The organism is Vibrio sp. N418 (genome assembly GCF_000222565.1).
Lineage (GTDB): Bacteria > Pseudomonadota > Gammaproteobacteria > Enterobacterales > Vibrionaceae > Vibrio > Vibrio scophthalmi.
Window position 1 is genome coordinate 75,225 of record NZ_AFWD01000058.1, and the last position, 19,579, is coordinate 94,803.

Genomic DNA, 19,579 nt, shown 5'->3' on the forward strand with positions numbered 1-19,579 from the left:
ACAAACAAAATTTATCGGTCTTTGGAATTAGAAGCAAACTGTCAAGGATGAGAAAGCATGCTGTTAGAGGGATTCTCACAGATAGAGCTCGTTTATCGAGGTCATCAAAATTACGTCTACTGGGCGAAAAGAACGGCAGATCAGGTTGGCGTTGCGCTTAAAACACCCGCCAGTGCCTTTCCAACCCCCCATCAACTCGCGGCATTAAAGCGCGAATACCTGATTCTCTCGGCACTCGACGGTAATGGATTACCATTGGCACTCGACTATATTGAAGCTAAAAATAGCGCTTTTCTGGTCAGAGAATGGGTCGAAGGAGAATCTTTACGTGATTATATTAAGCACAACACCATCTCTTTCTCGGCCGCGCTCAAAATCAGCACCAAAGTCACCAAACTGATTGCCTTATTACATCAACAAGGCTTTTGCCATCGGGATATTTCAGCAGGCAATGTGCTCATTAACCGTGATAGCGGTAATGTCACCCTCATCGATTTTTGCTCTTCACTTGAGTTTCCAAATAGGTCTCGAACTGTAATCAACCCTAAGTTCATCGAAGGTTCAAGAGCTTACATGTCTCCTGAACAAACAGGACGCATGAATCGCGGGCTTGATTTTCGCACCGATTTTTATTCATTAGGCGTCTTACTGTATGAACTCTTTACCGGACGTTTACCGTTTGAGACAAAAGATAACAATGAACTTATTCATAGTCATATTGCTTTAGAACCGACACCCATTTATCAAGTTCAACCAAGCGTTCCCCGCGTTGTGTCAAAAATAGTCAATAAACTGATGAAGAAATCTCCCGATGCTCGCTACCAAAGCGCCAAAGGGGTTGATGCAGATTTAGAGCGTTGCTTGAATAATTGGATGCAAGGCGGCGACATTGATGATTTTGAACTCGCTAGCCAAGAACAACATGACTGGTTCTTAATTCCAGAAAAGCTATATGGGCGAGAAAAAGAAACCAAACAGCTTCTCGATGCATTCCACCAAACTAGCCTTGGTAATGGACAACTCTTATTTGTTTCCGGTCATTCCGGCATTGGCAAAACCTCACTAATTCGTGAACTCTACCGTCCACTCTCCGCACAAGGCGGCTATATCACCAGCGGAAAATATGACCAAGTTCTACGTCACCAACCCTACTCTGCAATCTTGCAAGCGCTGTCAGGTTTTATCAAACAAGTCATGGCGGAAGATGGCGAAACCGTGCAATTTTGGAGGCAAAAGATCCTTAGTGGTATAGGGGCCAACGCACAAGTCGTGATCGATGCTCTGCCTGAGCTAGCTTGGTTAATTGGAGAACAGCCATCCCCGCAAGAACTCTCTATGGAAGCTGCATCGATTCGCTTCAATACTGCCTTTCAAAATCTACTGACCAGTCTTGGAGCGGCTGGTAAACCTATCGTCCTGTTTATTGATGATCTGCAATGGATTGATCCTCCAAGCCTTACACTGCTAGAAGCAATGGCACCGACACTCAGCCACTCTTCCCTGATGATTATCGGCGCGTATCGCAACAATGAAGTTGCAGAGACTCATCCTCTCGCAATCGCAATGCCGGGGATCAAAGCAAGTTGTCCGAACATAAGCAGTATTGAATTGTCTGCACTTTCTGCATCGACTCTGCACAACATACTCAATGATGCGGTCGAGTTACCCCCATCAGATGCAAAGCAACTCAACCAGATGTTATTTGAACGAACCAATGGTAATCCATTGATTTTTAAAACCATGCTGTCAACTATTCATCATAAGGGGCACTTGTATTTTGACTACAAGCAGAAGAGCTGGAACTGGCATAAAGAGCAAGTTGCCAAATTAGCTAAGGCGGAAAACTCCGTTTCGATGCTACAAAGTTATATGAACAAATTGGAGATGAGCACGTTTGAACTGCTGCAACTAGCCAGTTGTATCGGCAATACTTTTAGCCTCAAACTATTGGCGAATTTAGCCCAATTGCCAACAAATTCGGTCGCGACGGCTCTATTACCAATCGTAACTCAAGGGCTATTGCTGCCTTTAGACGATGATTTTGAGCTCCATACCATTGCAACAAACGGTCAATTACCCGATATCACACTTCGCTTCGCTCACGACCGAATTCAACAAGCCGCCTACACCAGCGTTTCTGACCAACAACAAGTCAATTTGCACTGGAAAATCGGTCAATGTTTACTTAGCCAAATTGAACAGCAACACTGTGACTATAAACTGTTTGATGCTGTTGAACATCTCAATCAAGGATGCAGTAATGCTAATAGTGAGCAACAATTAACACTGATAAAACTGAATCTAAGAGCGGGCAAAAAAGCCAATCAGTCAGCGGCGTATAGCGTGGCATACTCCTGTTTAGATAATGCATATCAATTAGTCGCGATTAACCGCGAAAACGTCGCTGATGACATTTCTGTTGAAGTGAATTTAGCTTATGCCCAAGCGTGTTATTTAGTGGCGAAATTTGAGAAAGCTGAAACGTTGTACATGCAGCTTAGAGAGACGTTAAAAAACAAAAGAGATAAACTGCGCCTCGCGACAATTCAAGCAAAACAGTACCATCACCAAGGCTTATATCAAAAATCTGTCGAGTTTGAATGCGAAGCTCTTTCACTGCTTGGCATTCATTTACCAGACAATGATGAAGCGCTACTGGCACTGTTTGCAAGTGAAAAACAGCAAATAGAAGCTCAACTCCTACAAACCGAACTAGACACGCTATTTATACAGCCCGAAATCGATGACGCAGAATTCATGCTCACTCAAGAATTGCTGTTTGACCTATTCGGTGACGCCTATCTACTTGGGAAAGGACCACTCATTGCCGTTGCGGCTGCCATTAGCGCTCGGATTTCAATTGAACGAGGAAACTGCCCTATTACATCTGTTGGTTACATCAACTACGCGACCGTTTTATGCTCTAGTGGTGAGTATCAACAAGGCCACGCGATTGGCAGCTTAGCGATAAAATTAGCAGATAAGTATCAAAATCCAGCATTCAAAAACTACACTTATCATGTCTTTTCGTTGGGAATTAATCACTGGTTGGCGCCACTAAATTCGAGCTATCACTATTGGTTTGAAGCGTCAAAATTGTCACAGGAATCGGGTTCTCCCTATGCTGGCTGGGTGTTTCTACAACTTCCTCACTTATTATTGGCATCAGGCGCGCACTTAAAGGCTGTCGAATCACAAGCTGAAGATAGTTTAAGCTACCTTTCTTCAAACCGATTGAATGACATGGCTGATTTACTCAACATCATTGTCAATCAGCCTCTACGCCATCTAAAAGGAGAAACCCACCGATTCTCCTCTCTTGACGATGACCAGTTTTCGACCTCTGACACCTTGGCTGCTTTTAAAGACGCCCCTTTCTTTTTTGGTCACACTGTCTACTCGGTTTTACGAGCCACACTACTTGCTCGGGAAATTCAACCAACAAGTCAGTTGCTTGAATGGCTTCCCGTCATAGAGAATACCGTACAAGCACAGATTATTTTGGTCGATAGTTATCTCTATACTGGGCTACACCTGACTGCCAATTGCAGTTCGTTAATCGGTCAAGAACGGGAAGATTTGCTAACGTCGATAAGAGGCATTTTAGCTAGATTTGAACTTTGGGCCGATCTCTGCCCTACTAACTATCGACACAAGTACCTATTGTTAAAAGCTGAAATCGCAAGGCTTAATAATCAGCCGATGTTAGCCATTGACTACTTTGAACAGGCAAGAGATAACGCCCTCGAATCACGATTTCTTCTCGATGCGGCTTTAGCCGACGAACTCACGGGACTATTTTGGCAACAGCAGAACAAAACGTATCAAGCCAATACCTATTTTAGCCGCGCCTTAGCAGGCTACGAGCAATGGGGAGCGACCGGTAAAGTTAATTCACTCATTGAGCACTATCCTGATCTTCAATCTGCAAGAGATAAGCAACCCCAACCACTAAGTACCGCGATTAGTTCAACATTAGGGACAGAAGACTTCTCAGCCACTCTTGATATGGCTTCCGTCGTGAAAGCTTCACAAGCCGTTTCGCAACATATCCATATTGAGAAACTCGCGGAAGAACTGCTTAGTTTAGCGGTTGAAAATGCAGGAGCAACGCGTGGGTTACTGCTTTTGGAGAAAAACGGCGAGTTTCTTGTGACCCATCAAATTGAATCCTCATACGACTATGACGAATTGATCGTAGAAGACTTAACCTTTGGGAATAACGTCGGTAGCAGAGTAAGTTGCTCTGAAGATTCGCCTCTGCACTCAAATTCAAATTCAAATTCTCCCTCACCAGGTATTACGGATGTCATATTTTCACATGCCGTCATTCGTTATGTGGTAAATATTGGTGAAGCCGTGGTTTACACCCCAACCAATCACGACGAACAATTTGACCGCTGCCCATACTTAGCAGCAAAAGAAGGTATTTCGGTATTATGCGTACCGATTCTACGCGGCAAAAAAATGTCGGGCATGCTCTATCTGGAGAATCATCACATGGCCGATGCTTTCCACGCCGACAGAGTACAGACATTGAAAATCATCGCCTCTCAAGCGGCCATCTCGCTCGAAAATGCCACTATTTATCAAGATCTTGCCCGTTTAAACCAAAATCTAGAAGCCATTGTTCAAGAGCGTACTCAAGCGCTGCATGACGCAAACGACACATTAACAGAGCAAAATGCTTCTCTCTACAAGCTTTCCACGACAGACCAACTTACCGGCCTTTATAACCGACGCTATGTGGAAGAACATATAGATCAAGCTATCGATTCTCTGACAGAAAGCAGCCAGACCATTTGCGTTCTGATGTTGGATGTCGACCACTTTAAAGCCATTAATGACACCTATGGTCATAACATGGGCGACAAGGTACTTGTTAATGTTGCCGATACCATCATTAATTCAACCCAACCGGGTGATATCCAAGGACGCTGGGGAGGTGAAGAGTTCATCGTTCTGTGCTCAACCAATATTGAACTCGCCGCCGAGCGCGCTGAACGAATCCGACGCAATATGGCAAAAATTGACTTATTGGAAGCAGGTAACGTCAGCGTGAGTGTAGGGGTGACATCTTGTCAGCTTAAAGACTCTATAGACACGGTTTTAAATCGGGTCGATCAGGCGTTATATGAAGCCAAACACAATGGACGAAACCAAGTCATCATTAAAATATAATAAGCATTAAAGGAAGTATCCCAATGTATTCTACTCAAGGAGTGAGTAATAACCGTCACGCAAAAAAAGCGCTATTAATTGTCACAAGCCACACTGAACTGGGTGATACAGGAAAGAAAACTGGATTTTGGTTTGATGAGCTCGCCACCCCTTTTTGGGGGTTTTATGATGCCGGCTACGAGATAACTATTGCCTCAATTCAAGGTGGTGGTGCCCTTCCCGATCCACTGAGTAAACAAGGTGAATTTGTTAGCCCAGAGGTGGCTCGATTCATTCAATCCAAGGTTGCAATGAGTCTGCTGGAAAATACCCCTTGCGTTGAAACCATTCGCACTGGTGGATATACCACTCTATTTCTGTGTGGTGGTCACGGAACACTATGGGATTTTAAGGAGAGTAAAGGACTGGCGAGAATCGTCAGTGAGTTTTATGCCGACAACAAACTGATTGGTTCAGTTTGCCATGGCCCAACGGGTTTACTTTCAGCGAAAAAGCCAAATGGTTCACCACTCGTTGAGGGACTCAAATTAACCTCATTTACCGATGCAGAAGAGCAACTCACCCCGCCACAATATATCCAAGCACTTCCTTACCATATCGAAGATGAATTGGTAAAAAGTGGCGCTCGATTCGATGCTGAGCAACCAAATGCGTCTTTTGTGGTCTGTGAAAAGGGACTTATCACTGGACAAAACCCAGCGTCAGTTAAGCTAGTAACAAAAACGATCCTCGATGCTCTAGACAAGAAACGCGTTTGGATTGATACCGATATCTCGATTGGTCTTGCCTCTGAAACGGGTACACCTTGTGATGTTGACGATGCTTACGCCATGCTCAGTCTGTTTAATGCGCCAAATTTAAAAGTGGTTGGGGTCAGTAGCGTGTTCGGTAACACCGATACCGATAGCGCATTCAAATTAGCCAAAATCGTCTCCAATCGATTTGGTCCAATCGCTCTCCCTGTGACCAAAGGCGCACATCAGCCTCTTAATATCAATGACGTACAACCCAACGAGGCGACCAACGCACTCGCCAAAGCTCTACAAACAGGCTCTGTAACGATCGCGGCAATTGGCCCTGCCACTAACATTGCTTCTTTTGTTTTGCTGCATCCTGAGCTCATCGAACGTATTGAACAAGTCGTGCTGGTTGCTAGTCGCAGTAGTGCCAACTGTCACTTTATAGCTGGGTCAAAACAAACCACTCCATTTCGCGACCTTAACTTCGAGCTGGACCCAGATGCGCTTCGTATTCTGTTAGAAAATGATATTCCACTTGTCTTCATTCCTTTTGAGCTAGCCAATAAATTTTGGTTAACGGGCAAGGATCTCGATGCACTGAAGGCGAATCCGAATGTGGGGCGCTATCTAAACCAACATAGCCAACCGTGGTTAAACATGTGGTGCGAGGATTTTGGTGCGCAGGGATTTAACCCATTCGATGCGCTTGCAGCTAGCTATATTATTAACCCAAATCAATTCCAATCTCAGCAAGTCAGCGTAGAAATTACCATTGCTGAAGATGATACGAAATCACACCAATTTGGACAGAGCAATAGTTACAAGCCCTATTTAATCGCCAGTGACAATGTAGAAAGCCGCTTTACCGCTATGGTGTGCACCGACCTTGTAGAGGAGGCTAAACAGAGTTTTTCACAATCGCTGATCAATAATATCATTAGCCCAAATGACCCCTCCAAGTACGTCACGTCGGTCTCCCATCTTAATATTGTGGTTGATGATGTCGAAAAGGCGACCGCGTTTTACAAACGAACACTCGGCTTCGAACAAGCTTTCGACTCTGATGGCACCATCATGGACTACCCTCACCTCACACTCGCCTCATTTGCTAAAGACGCCGGCTTTTTGGATGGCAAAGTCGAGGTGGATATTCGCTTCCTACACCACCCAAACGCAGGCTTGTATTTAGAGTTAATGTGTTACCACACTCCAAAAGGTGAACAATCAATAACGATCAAAAACACCAACGATATGGGAGGTATCCGTCATACCGCACTCGAAGTGAGCGATATTATGGCTGCGTTCAATTATTTAAAAGACCAACCTGGTGTTGAAATTGTGCGCTACCCAGACGGACATAGCGATGATGAAACAACACCACCTATGCTTCTGTCACCATTTCCGATGTCATTCTTCTATTGGCGCGATCAATACGGCGTGCAATGGGAAATGGAATGTGGACGTCAACGTGGCAATTTGAGGGGTATCTAGCTTGAGCCTGCAACTCAAAAACTCACTAAAACGAATCGAAAGCACTGCGTTTCCTATTGAGAAGCAAGCGTCTACAACACGAAAAGGGCTGAATCGCTTATGGTATAAACTGGCGAACCTTGTTGTAGAGAGTCGGCAGAAAACACAGATATTCCATGCTCAACTCTTCTTTGGCATGTCGATCCCCAGTGGCCACGCTATTTCATTAAGTGAATGGAACAACTTTATAGATAATCACATCACGCCCCGTTTTGATGGTTATAATATCGCCGATTCAATGGGATTTTGGCAGGGGCAACCAGAGCGTGCCAAGATCGTTACCATTGTATTATCCGAGCAACAAATCACAGACGTTGAAGCCATCGCTTCCGACTATGCCACTCTATTCCATCAAGACTCCGTGATGCTTATCTTACGCCCCGTAGCAAAATGGGAATTTGTGCCCGGTGAGAATGCATCAAAACTCTAGTAAAATTACCCAAAATAAGTTCACACTTTCAGAATGATAAATTACGAGATAATTCGACAAACCTGTAGTACACTTGCGCTAATTTCTGTGATCAACCACACATTATGGGTTTAGCTAATTAGCTTAAGTATTTATGGTATTTTCATCTTCATACTCTAGTTCTTCAAAACACATTTTCTATATACAAGCCATTTTAAGGGAGTTAATACCATCTTATTTTTTCACGAAAAGGAAGGAGAACATACTTAAGTCTATTGATGAATCACTCATTAGAAAAAGAGTCGATTATTACTTCAATATGAATCACGAATTCTCTGTCGAAAAGAATGCAAAGAAAATTGGAGAATTTAAGAATGAAAAACCTAGTGCTTATTACTACGATCTAAAACAGTATCTCAAATACTTCCCTTCGCACTTCAAGTTTAATCACCGTTTTGGTGACGAAACTTATTTAGAACCTTATCCATATTTTGTTAAGGCTCGCCCTATCGAAGGTGATAATCGCAATGCTGTTCTTATAAACCTAGATAAAAATCGACACTTCAATTTTATAAACGATCCCTACACATATCGCCAAAAGAAAGATTTACTTGTTTGGCGAGGGGCTGCTTATCAAGAGCATCGCAAGCGTTTTATTCAAGAGTACTATCTAAATTCTCTATGTAATGTTGGGCAGACTAACAAGCCTATTGAAAACGTACCATGGCAAAAAGGCAAATTGTCGATTGAGGAGCAATTGCAATATAAATTCATTTTGTCAATTGAAGGCAATGATGTAGCAACAAGTTTAAAATGGACATTATCATCTAATTCGCTTTGCTTTATGGTCAAACCAAAATTTGAAACTTGGTTCATGGAAGGTACGTTAATACCCGGCATTCACTATGTTGAACTAAAAGAAGACTACTCGGATCTTGAAGAAAAAATACAACATTATTTGAAAAATCCTCAAGAAGCAGAATCAATCATTCAAAATGCACATAAGTATATTGATCAATTTAAAAACCCATTAGTTGAAGATGCTATTTCAATTTCCGTCATGCAACGTTACTTTGAGTTGTCTAACCAAATTTCTTCATCTAAATAACCACACTAGACAATCATTAGAGACCTTTCTATTTATTCGATGAAGGTCTCTAAACTCTGAAATGTAGTCTCACTACAGACTGGGAATATCAACGGTAGTCAGTTATATGATTTAGTTGTCAAACAAAACCAATCATATATAAGCTACCGTTTTCATTTAGAATCACATACTATCAAATCACCCAAACTTCTCCCGAAAAAGCTCAATCAGAACTTTGACCTTGTTGGGTAAGAACATCGCTGAAGGGTAAATCAAGGTTAAGTGCTGTTGTGGATGACGGTAACTAGGCAGAACTTCCATCAGCAGCCCTTCAGCTAAGGCTGGCTTGGCGTGTACATGGGGAAGAAAAGCGATGCCGTTACCTGCTATCGCCATCGAACGCAATAAATTGAGATCATCAGAACGCAATGCGATGGGTAGCGACGGATCGAGTAAATCGGCGTTATATCGATTGGTCAGTAAACGATGGCCGGCTAAGTCCTCGATCGAGTTAATCGCAGGGTGATGATCAAAATAGCTTTTAGCCACAACAAAGTGGCTTCGATAAGGCAGTAAGCTGAACTGTACATAGCTATCATCATTGACCTTCACCATGCTTGGTAATAGCTGAATATCAAACGCCTGCCGCTTTAAATCGACACTTTCTTGATGGCTTTCAATTTCAACACTGATATCAGGAAAACTTGACGTATATTCATCGATGATCGCGGTAAGCGTTGGTGATGCCATCAATGCCGCAGGAATCGCCAAGCGTACCTTACCGCCCAACTTATGTTGATATTGGCTCATCAAGCGAACCCCTTGCTGAATATGCTCAATTGGCTGCGCCATCAGTTCGAACAACCGCTTACCATGTTCGGTTAATTCAATGGTACGAGTGGTCCGAATCAACAACTGACATCCCATTGCTTTTTCCAATTCTTGTAAGCGTCGGCTCACTTTTGAGCGCTGTAGCTGATTTTTTTCAGCAGCCGCGCTGATCCCACCATGGAAAACCGTTTGGGTAAATAGGTAGATATCATCAATACTGGCTTTCATTGTCCTACTTTTAGCTCACTCATGTGGTATTTATGATTCTACCGAAATGTGACGCCGATCTCTATAATTCCACCCCACCTCCCTAAACACTGAAATATCATGACGGCTGATCAGAAATTCAAGCATTGGATGCGCACACTAATTGTCCTATTTATTGTTCTATTTTTATACATCATCGCTGCTGATCGGTATGTCCCACTCACTACAGAAGCACGCGTACAAGGCTACGTTGTTCAGATTGCACCAGAAGTATCAGGGAAAGTCACCTCAGTAACGGTCACCAACAACCAAATGGTTATGAAAGGTGAAACGCTGTTTACCATCGATCCTCGCAAATATGAAATTGCACTCGAGCGAGCTCAGTTATCCCTACAATCTGCTTATGAAAAAGAAGCCAGTTTGTATTCTCAACGTGATGCGGCACTGGCCAATATTGCTCGCGCCAGCGCAACCTTTAATAACGCTCATCATGAGTACTTACGCTTACAAACTCTATCGAAGAAAAACATCATCTCACAATCCAGTCTCGATGGCGCTTTCGCCCAAGATCAAGTAACACGGGCCGTTTTAAAAGCAGAACAACAAGCCTTAAAAGTGATCGAAACTCAATTAGGCAATGGCAAAGGACAAAGCACTCCGGTACGACTTGCCTTAAATGAGGTCGCTAAAGCGCAGCTTGATCTTGCCAACACGTCAATCGTCGCACCAAGCGATGGTGTGGTGACCAACGTACAGTTGGAAGAAGGAACGACCGCTAATACCAATATGCCGCTACTGACCTTTATTCCAACCGCTTCAATGTGGGTAGCTGCAGATTTTCGCGAAAAATCGGTGGCCCAAGTGACAGAGCAATATGCAGCATTGATTGCCTTTGATGCACTACCTAGCCAAGTGTACGACTTTGCACTCACCAGCCGAGATTATGGCGTCGCTGCGGCACAACAAACACCAAATGGGGCATTAACCAAAGTGGAAGTAAATAACCGCTGGGTACGCGATGCACAACGAACTCGCGTGAATTTAACCAGCGAACAACCACTGCCTACAGCCCTCTTTATTGGCTCTCGCGCTACCGTGGTCTTGTATCCGAGCAATAGCATTTTTTGGCAAACAATGGCAGAGGCACAAGTTCATCTAGCTAGTTGGCTTCATTATGTTTACTAAGCAGGTAAAGACGAACAAATGAAAGTGTTACGTATTTGGTTTGGTTGCTCAGCAGGCCTTGCTCTGAGCATGTTATTCAATTGGTCTTATGGCTTTTTTGCCATCATGCTGCCCCTGTTTGTACTTGGCCGCATGGACAAATTCCATCTACCGATGGTGCTCAGCATCTTATTTTCAGCAGTATGGACAACACTGCAAGCCACCTTCATTTTAGAGTATTTGCAGTTTCACCCATTGATCATGACTGTGGCAGTTGGGATCATGATGCTATTCAAATGCATCGCCATGATGAAGCCGCAAACCTATTTATTTGGTTATATGGGGCTGCTGGTCGGATCGATTGTGCTCAATTTTGCCAGCTATGGCTTTATTGATATTGAAGAGTTTAACGTCAATCTTTGGGTTATCGCAGCCAGCAACATCATTGTTTGTGCCTGGGCATATTGGTTGTTTCCCGAAAAGACAAACTCCCCATCCCAAGAGGAAGTCACAACCCCGATTAAAAGTGATATTGATTACATCAGCCAAGTCGCCATGGGTTGGGTGGTTGCGATGGTCGCCTTTGTATTATTTCAAGTGGCGGATTTATATGATTCTCTCTCAGCTCAGGCTTCCATCTTAATTATTCTCACGCCGATGACGTTAGCGGGAGCGGTGGGCATGGCGAAAATTCGTATCATAGGCACGGCGCTTGGCTGCATCGCAGGCTTAGGGGTTCAACTTATTTTGGGGTATTGGTTTAGCAATGGCTTATTGTTCTGGCTCGCCTTTACCATCGCGATGGGGCCATTCTGCCTTTGGCTAACCAAAGGGCAAGTGAAAGCCGCCATTGCGTTTTCAGCTATGTCGGCACTCTCAGTCCCTTTAACAACCTCTTTGGTTCCCGAGCAAAAAGATGCCCTATTCTCGATCCTATATCGCTTCAGTTCTATTTTTGTTGCGGTAACATTAACCGCAATGGTGGTCTGGCTCGTTCACCACTGCTTGCGCATCGCACTGTTGAAAAAGCACCTTCAGCTGAATTAATCCTACTAAGCTCACACGCCTAAACTTACCTTTCTTAGAGCATAAAAAAGCACTCAACAATGAGTGCTTTTTAATTTCATTTCACCATTTTAGTGCTGAATTGGTGTACTGATATATAAGGTTTTGTTCAACGTTGTCGTGCTTGGCTCCAGTTCGAAGTTCCAGTTACCAACGATCGGTGTGTGGTAGCCGCCTTCAACCACAAATTCAACCATCTTGTTGGTCTTCTTCCAGATTCGGACCATACCTTCAACATTGCTGGTTCGAATAATGCTATGAGCAATAGGATCTGCACAACCCGGTAAAAACTCCCCCTCATTCAAAGTAATCTTATACAAAGTGCGATTAGAATCGATAAGGAAGTCTTCCGCTTTAACGCTATCGACATTAAGAGTCGCGACTTTATTGGCTAGAAGATGCGGGGTATCTGGTGGCGTCACATCGATCTCAACAGGAATACGAATACTGAGATCATGATCAGTGGAAAGTACACTCTTATCCAAAGTGAAATCGATAAAGTTCACCGCTCGGTGATCTAATTCACCGGAGATACGATAGCTGATTTTGTTTTCACTAACACGATACGGACGAACAATATTGTGGGTTGAAAGGCGAGTCGCGTCACGCAACGTGTTTACGTTAGTCGTGTTTAATGTTGCACCGTCTAATTCCACATGCAGTTGGAATCCGTACAAAATATGCTGGTACGGTAAAAGATCATAATTCACTTTAATCGTAGGTACGTTAATCCCGTAGCGGGCAGCATCTTCTGCTGACAGCGTGTATTCATGAGCCAACGCGGATGAGGCTAAACCTAGAGACAGAGCAGAAGCAATAAACAGAGCCGAAACTGACATTTTTGTTTTCATAATCACACCTTTACCTGATATTGATTAGTTTTGTGAATAGTTCAAATCAGTAAATAGCTTGAAAACAATCAATCCCGCAACTGTTTCGCGCAAAGTGTAATCAACATTGAGAGACTAGTGCAAAATATGAATATAGCGTCGATTTTTAGATTAATATATCTGATGAACTTAGCGAGATTTCCGCAAAGTCGCCTCGATTATTGCGACTCATTAGTACGCAACAAAAGACAAACGTTAGTCACTCTTAAACTGACAATACTGCTTTGGCGACATTCCCGTCCACTTCTTAAACAACCTGTTAAAGTGTGCTTGATCAGAAAAACCACAAACAAACCCGATCTCAGCAAAGCTCAAACTATTTTCCAGAAGTAAATGACTCGCACGATGTACTCTCACCTTCTGCAAAACGGAAGCAAACTTTGCATTATGTGTGTTGAGATAACGCTGCAAACTGCGCGTTGAGAGCCCCATCAATGTCGCCGTGTTACGGATATTTGCTTCCAATAGTCCAACACCCTCAATAGCTTTTTTGGTCTGAGCAACAATACCAATACTGGATAACTCATTTGTCTCAGCAATATCCAACAAAGGTGGGAGATCAGATGATGGTATATGTCTGGACCAATGTACATACCACACTTCGTTATGTTCTATAGGCTTATCTGTGACAATACCAGGGTAGTGAAATACAGGATGTTGCCCCCTCTCGTCTAGAGTAAGCGTAACGGAAGAATCGGTGATGTAATGAATCAGCCCACAAATCACACCTAATACCGCTAAGTCTTCTTCAATAGTGGGGGAAGAATCCCCTCTAGATTGATGTGATATTTGTGCATAAGTAGAGCCGAATGTGCACACAATATAGTGATTGCTGTGAATATACTTCTCAAGTCTTTGCCACTTATTAAGCAAAGAATGAGGTGTACTTCTAGAGAGTAGAGCTTTCCCTATTGGCGTATCAACAAAGTCACAAACCCCTGTACCCGCCTTCAATAGAATGGGAAGACCATAGCGACGACCGACAAAAGAAACAAACTCACGTTTTGTCTCGAGGGGAATGTGTGCTTTATCGTGAGAATAACAAGTAGATAAATCACGAAGTGACAGTTTATTTAAACCCGCTGACAAAATATCCAGCATTATACTGCTCGCAAAACTTGCGCTGCGTTTCTTTTCAGACATTCTTTCGTAGCTTCCTGACCAAAGATTCTAGCTATCTCCATGTAAGCCCGTCGCTGTTTGCTGTAACTTCGCTTGCTTTTGAGAAATAGAATGAGCCATTTTACTGCCAATCCATGGCAGTTTGATTAACCAATTTGGCGAACGAGAAACAAGGAAGACTACGCTGCCAAACCAAAGCAGCTTACCTAAAAATACCGTCGTGACCACAACGTAACCAGAAATTCCCGACAGCAAACTCAATATAACCATGCTTCTAGGCGGAGTCGGCAACAAAGACATGGCAGCCAGTGCATACAATCCATAAAGATTCACGTAATCCTTTAATTTTACCCAACTTAGGTATTGGTTCGACTCCTCGGTTGGAATAGCACTTTGTAGATAGCTATCAAAAAACACAGCAAGAGCAACTAAAATACTCGCCCCCACAGTTGCGGATATAGCAAACATCAATGCGATGACCAGTGCCTTTTGAGGCTGAAGGCAAGCGAGTAGCATCACCGACGTTTGCGTAGGAAGGGCTGGGACAAAAAAATCCCCCACTGAAACGCCAGCCAGAACATAGACTGATTTTGGATCGCGTCCATTTCTTATCATCCAACGGAGTACTCGTTGAGCGATTGTTGGCTTTCCGTTCATATCATTCCCTCTTCTACGCTTTGAGCATAATATTTTCGATCAAATTAGGGAAAAAACGCCTTGCTTGCATTACCAGTTTCATTTTCCCGATATGGATTTCTTTCTTACCAGCCAATGCTCCTTTGAGGATTTCCGCTGCGGCTTGCTCTGCAGATATTTTGCCTTTCCCTCGCCCTCTAGTCATATCGGTATCCACTAACGGCAATATTGCCTCACATACTTTTACATCGCTGCCTGTGCTCTGTATCTGACCATTGAACGATTTGCAAAATGCGCGCAAACCTGGCTTATTGGCACAGTAAATTGGCGAGCTTTGTTTGGGGGCAATAGCCAAACCAGAAGTAACGTAAACCCAGGTTCCTTTCACTCGTTCAACGTGACTAAATAGCAGTTGCGTCAATTCTATCGGCGCGTTGAAGTTAATTTGTGTTTCCATTGCAACGCTGAGAGCTGCTTCTTCAGGGGTAAATAAATCTCTCGTTTGCTGTACTCCAGCGTTGTGAATCACCATATCTAACGTTTCAGCCCGAATTTCCTCAGCCAGTTTCACTATGCTTTCTGAATCAGATAAATTACACTTAATCCAGCGAACATTAGGATAACTAAGTTTTGCCACCGCAACGGTTTCCTCACTGCTCCCTGTTGAAATAACGGAATATCCTAGAGAAGTACATTGCGAAACTAGGGCTTTGCCGATCCCTCGAGTTCCCCCTGTAATCAATACAGTTTTAGACATTGTTATCCCCTCTGATGATTGATAAATCCATTGCAGTATCGAATTGCGCCAGACCTAAATATTCGACGTATTTCCCTTTACGATTTCGATCCCGAGGCTCTAACAAACCCTCTATTTTCTCTAGGCCGTAAGTTTCGCTGTTAAAGTGAAAATCTGTTGATCCAAATAGCACTTTCCAAAACCAGTTTTTTGGCGTCACACTCATCACTATTTTGTCTTGGATGTTTCGTTTCTGTAAGGTAATCCCTGTGTGGGCTTGCACTTTCATAACGGTGTAATCCAACTCAATTTTTTTTCCATTCATCAATGCATTCCAATGCTTGGAAATTTCAAAAGGTACGCTGAGCAATGTACAGGGAGATGCAACGAAGTTTAGGCTTTTTCTATGTTCTTCATAGTGAGTTTTATAATTGCTCAAAATTGTATTACCTTGGCTTTTCAGTATCTCCAAATGCCCGTATTCATTCAGTTCAGGATGCTCCATAGAAGCACTCTGCAGACCGTTCTGGGGGCACCACAATACCTCTTCAATCGCGATTTCTCGTTTTCCTACACCCAACCACACCCGTCTGGCTTTAAGTTCACCACTATCTAACTTCTCAACGATTAAGTTGTAATTAAACATCAGCCTTGAGTTTATGTGGCGATTGTTGGTGACATCTGCTCTGAGTTGTTCTTTTCCATGCTCCCTCCTCATATTGGTCAGAGAGACTGTAGCCAGAATAGAGAGAAAACTATTGAATATTTACGCCAATCATTCTTAACGGCTTATCGTTGAAGCAAAAAAACACGTGTCAGAAGGAAGAGTAAAAAACTGATAAATAAGGACTTTTTAATCAACTCCCAATCATAAACCGTGTTTTTTTGTGTCTTGCTTACGTATGCAAAAATATATAGATAGTTGATTATATAAACAACTTCTCTATCTGTAATACATAATGCTTGTGTTGCTCTGCTTGGCTGCTATTATGTCGCGGTAAACCCTTAATCAGTAGAGGCGCGCTGCCTATCAGTACCCGTGCGGAGGATGATCCCGATGATGCCGGAGAAAGGAGTCAGCGCCGAAGTGACTGCAGTTATCACGCTCAGTTGCTGGGTCTGTGTCGAATAGGCACAGAACTGCCATAGTATTTTTCCTATGGAGCGCTACCTGAAGGGGTAACAAGTCTTTGTCATTCCTTCTGACGTCTTCGTTACACCTCTTTTCGGTAGATCTCCACCTTGTTGTTGTAGGTGTTGAGATTATGAACCTCATAAATTATTCAGACTCTTTATTGTCTATCGTCCCGCCAGTTTTAGCGGTCATTTTGGCGGTGACCACACGTCGCGTATTGCTGTCACTCGGAGCTGGCATCACGGCGGGTGCACTGATGTTAAACCAGTATTCCCCACTTGAAACCGCGCATTACTTGTTCGATAAAGTGCTCAACCTCGTTTGGGCCGACGGGGCATTAAACGGCGAAAACGCCAACATGATCATATTCATGTTGTTGTTAGGGGCATTGATCAGCTTGATGAGCGTATCTGGCGCGACTCAAGCCTTCGCAGACTGGGCGGCGGTTCGCTGTAAAGATCGCCGCAGTGCAAAATCCCTAACCGGTTTGATGGTGTTCATCTTCTTCATCGATGACTTTTTTCACAGCCTTTCTGTGGGTGCGATTTGCCGCCCAGTTACTGACCGTTTCCAAATCTCACGAGCCAAACTGGCTTACCTGCTTGACTCAACTGCCGCGCCAGTATGTGTATTGATGCCAATTTCTTCATGGGGCGCTTACATCATCGCGCTGATCGGCGGCATCATGGCGGCACATAGCGTGACAGACCAAAGCCCAATTTCAGCCTTCGTAGAAATGATCCCAATGAACCTCTACGCCGTGTTTACTTTAGTGATGGTGCTGTGCGTAATTGCATTTCAGCTCGACATCGGCCCAATGCGCAAGCATGAAGAATGGGCATTAGAAGGTAAATTGTGGGATGAATCTCGTGGTCGCCCAACCGGTCTAGACATTGAAACACCTGAAAACAGCAACGGCGGCATGATCGATATGGTTCTGCCTATCCTAACGCTCACATTAGCGACCATGTACTTCATGATCGACTCAGGAGCGGCAATACTGACAGAGAAAGGCCTGCCATTTAGCGTAATCGGCTCATTTGAGAACACCAATGTCGGTTCTTCTCTGGTTTATGGTGCGATGTGTAGCTTAGTCGTTTCTATCGCTCTGGCATTGCGCTTGAAACTCAGTGCAAAAACGTGGCTACAAGCTGCACCTCAAGGCATCAGTGCCATGATGCCGGCGATTGTGATTCTGTTCTTTGCATGGACTATCGGTGCGGTGGTACGTGACATGAAAACGGGTATGTACCTTGCTTCTATGGCAAACGGCAATATCCCAGTTGAGATGCTACCAGCCGTCGTATTTGTCCTATCTTGTGCAATGGCTTTTGCAACAGGCACCAGTTGGGGCACATTTGGCATCATGCTGCCATTGGCAGGTGATATTGCCGCTGCCAGTGACATCCAAATGCTCTTGCCTATGCTCGCTGCGGTATTAGCCGGCGCGGTCTTTGGTGACCACAGCTCACCTATCTCAAGCACCAGTATTTTGTCAGCCACCGGCGCAGGCTGCCACCATATGGACCACGTCCTGACTCAGCTACCATACGCGACTTCAGTGGCCTTCGGCGCTCTGCTGGGTTACATCGCGATTGGCTACACACATTCTGCATGGATTGGGGTTGCGGTGAGTGGCGCTTGGTTCTTGCTATTCTGCTTGTATGCGATGCGTAAGAATCAACCTGTTATGACAGCCGCCAAAGCGTAATCGCTTAACACTGCAAACCGTTTGTTTTGAATATAATGACTCTAGAGATCGTTGCTTTAGAGATAATTGCTTTAGAGATAAAAAACATCAAGCGCCTAGCGGCGCTTGATGTCTATCTGAGAGATATTACACATTACGGCATTTCAAAATTAATGACTTGCCCGTTGTTATACTCAAACCGTGTTTTTAACCCAGCCTCCGTCCACAGTAATTCTTCACCATGTAGCTGATTTTGATTAAAGTGGCTAACAGACTGTGGTTTACCATTTTGATACCACGTTTCTTGCTTTCCTTGTTTTCGACCTGCTTGGTATTCTGCTGTATGCATCAAGGTTCCATCCTCATACCAAAATTGCTCTTGGCCCTGCTTAGCTCCCAATAGGTAATTAACTTGGCTTTTAAGCTGACCATTTTTATACCAATAGCGAGCCTCACCATTCAATAGGCCTTTAGCATAAGTCACATCAATGGCTTGCTTGCCATCTTGATACCACCGTTGATAAATGCCATCGTATTGGCCATCAGTAAATTGAGTGCGCTGTTGCTTTGCTCCCTGATTGTCGTACCACCAATGTTCACCTTGTTGTTGGTTATCGGCGAACTCACCTTGGTAGATCAACACCCCGGTATCACTCCAACCTTGTGACAGACCATGACGTAATCCTTGCTTCATGTTCATCGCCCATAGTTTGGCGCCATTCGCATCCCAGTAAGTTGATAACCCTTCTTCTTTACCGTTAACGTAAAATTGCTCCATCGCCATGGTGGTAGCAGAGTGGGTGTGAAAAGAGGCAACTCGGCCATGGAGCACACCGTTATCGTAAGTGCGCAGCATGTGGGGGCTACCATCGTAGGCCCAATACTTTGCAGGGCCGTGCATCTTGCCATTCACATAAGTAATCTCACTGAGCTTTTGGGTACTCACTTCTAGCTTGTCTTTATCAAAATAGTATTGAATATCCGTCCCTGAATAAGGTAGCGATGCCCCAACTTCGTACGCTAGATATTCCTCGCCTTTGAACTCCAATAATGCACTGTTCACAGTAAGTGGTAATGCAGTTAGAAACAGAACCATAAGGGCAGACAACCATGTATTAGTCACAGAGTACGATATTGAAGATGTATTTTTCGTCAT

General features: G+C 43.9%; 14 protein-coding genes and 1 riboswitch. Of the genes, 7 read left to right on the top strand and 7 right to left on the bottom strand.

Annotation, left to right across the window (positions count from 1 at the left end):
* Positions 1 to 57: 57 nt before the first annotated feature.
* From RH86_RS12845 to RH86_RS12860, 4 genes are all read left to right on the top strand, one after another.
* A complete protein-coding gene (locus RH86_RS12845) occupies positions 58 to 5,181 on the top strand; it encodes a diguanylate cyclase (protein WP_009386515.1) in 5,124 nt (1,707 codons plus the stop codon).
* A 23-nt stretch (positions 5,182 to 5,204) separates the two neighbouring features.
* On the top strand, positions 5,205 to 7,412 hold the full coding sequence (locus tag RH86_RS12850) for a nucleoside hydrolase (protein WP_009386516.1): 2,208 nt from the start codon (positions 5,205 to 5,207) through the stop codon (positions 7,410 to 7,412).
* Between the two features lies 1 nt (position 7,413).
* Positions 7,414 to 7,881: a DUF3574 domain-containing protein gene (locus RH86_RS12855; RefSeq protein WP_009386518.1), complete on the top strand. Its 468-nt coding sequence runs from the start codon at positions 7,414 to 7,416 to the stop codon at positions 7,879 to 7,881.
* A gap of 298 nt (positions 7,882 to 8,179) precedes the next feature.
* A complete protein-coding gene (locus tag RH86_RS12860) occupies positions 8,180 to 8,968 on the top strand; it encodes a glycosyl transferase family 90 (RefSeq protein WP_009386519.1) in 789 nt (262 codons plus the stop codon).
* 177 nt (positions 8,969 to 9,145) lie between these two features.
* Here the strand turns inward: RH86_RS12860 and RH86_RS12865 are convergent, their stop codons facing one another.
* A complete protein-coding gene (locus RH86_RS12865; RefSeq protein ID WP_009386521.1) occupies positions 9,146 to 10,006 on the bottom strand; it encodes a LysR family transcriptional regulator in 861 nt (286 codons plus the stop codon).
* Positions 10,007 to 10,105: 99 nt separating this feature from the next.
* Between RH86_RS12865 and RH86_RS12870 the strand changes: the two genes are divergently transcribed.
* Together RH86_RS12870 and RH86_RS12875 are read left to right on the top strand one after the other, a co-directional pair.
* The gene (locus tag RH86_RS12870; RefSeq protein WP_009386523.1) at positions 10,106 to 11,170 is read left to right on the top strand and encodes an HlyD family secretion protein; all 1,065 of its coding nucleotides are present in this window, start codon (positions 10,106 to 10,108) and stop codon (positions 11,168 to 11,170) included.
* A gap of 18 nt (positions 11,171 to 11,188) precedes the next feature.
* On the top strand, positions 11,189 to 12,196 hold the full coding sequence (locus RH86_RS12875; protein WP_009386525.1) for a DUF2955 domain-containing protein: 1,008 nt from the start codon (positions 11,189 to 11,191) through the stop codon (positions 12,194 to 12,196).
* An 89-nt stretch (positions 12,197 to 12,285) separates the two neighbouring features.
* Here RH86_RS12875 and RH86_RS12880 read toward each other — a convergent pair whose 3' ends face one another.
* The 5 genes from RH86_RS12880 to RH86_RS12900 form a co-directional block, all read right to left on the bottom strand.
* Positions 12,286 to 13,065, bottom strand: a complete 780-nt coding sequence (locus RH86_RS12880) for a hypothetical protein (RefSeq protein ID WP_009386527.1) — start codon at positions 13,063 to 13,065, stop codon at positions 12,286 to 12,288.
* 234 nt (positions 13,066 to 13,299) lie between these two features.
* Positions 13,300 to 14,247, bottom strand: a complete 948-nt coding sequence (locus RH86_RS12885; protein ID WP_009386529.1) for an AraC family transcriptional regulator — start codon at positions 14,245 to 14,247, stop codon at positions 13,300 to 13,302.
* A gap of 27 nt (positions 14,248 to 14,274) precedes the next feature.
* Positions 14,275 to 14,883, bottom strand: a complete 609-nt coding sequence (locus RH86_RS12890) for a hypothetical protein (RefSeq protein WP_009386531.1) — start codon at positions 14,881 to 14,883, stop codon at positions 14,275 to 14,277.
* 13 nt (positions 14,884 to 14,896) lie between these two features.
* Positions 14,897 to 15,619: an SDR family NAD(P)-dependent oxidoreductase gene (locus tag RH86_RS12895; protein WP_009386532.1), complete on the bottom strand. Its 723-nt coding sequence runs from the start codon at positions 15,617 to 15,619 to the stop codon at positions 14,897 to 14,899.
* On the bottom strand, positions 15,612 to 16,244 hold the full coding sequence (locus RH86_RS12900) for a hypothetical protein (protein ID WP_009386533.1): 633 nt from the start codon (positions 16,242 to 16,244) through the stop codon (positions 15,612 to 15,614). Before RH86_RS12900 ends, RH86_RS12895 begins: the two co-directional genes overlap by 8 nt.
* 359 nt (positions 16,245 to 16,603) lie before the next feature.
* Positions 16,604 to 16,776: riboswitch (Lysine riboswitch) on the top strand.
* An 87-nt stretch (positions 16,777 to 16,863) separates the two neighbouring features.
* Here RH86_RS12900 and RH86_RS12905 point away from each other — a divergent pair.
* On the top strand, positions 16,864 to 18,444 hold the full coding sequence (locus tag RH86_RS12905) for a Na+/H+ antiporter NhaC family protein (RefSeq protein WP_009386535.1): 1,581 nt from the start codon (positions 16,864 to 16,866) through the stop codon (positions 18,442 to 18,444).
* A 133-nt stretch (positions 18,445 to 18,577) separates the two neighbouring features.
* On the opposite strand, the gene RH86_RS12910 is transcribed toward RH86_RS12905, so the two are convergent.
* Positions 18,578 to 19,579, bottom strand: coding sequence for a toxin-antitoxin system YwqK family antitoxin (locus tag RH86_RS12910; RefSeq protein WP_223296346.1), 1,002 nt, complete (start codon positions 19,577 to 19,579; stop codon positions 18,578 to 18,580).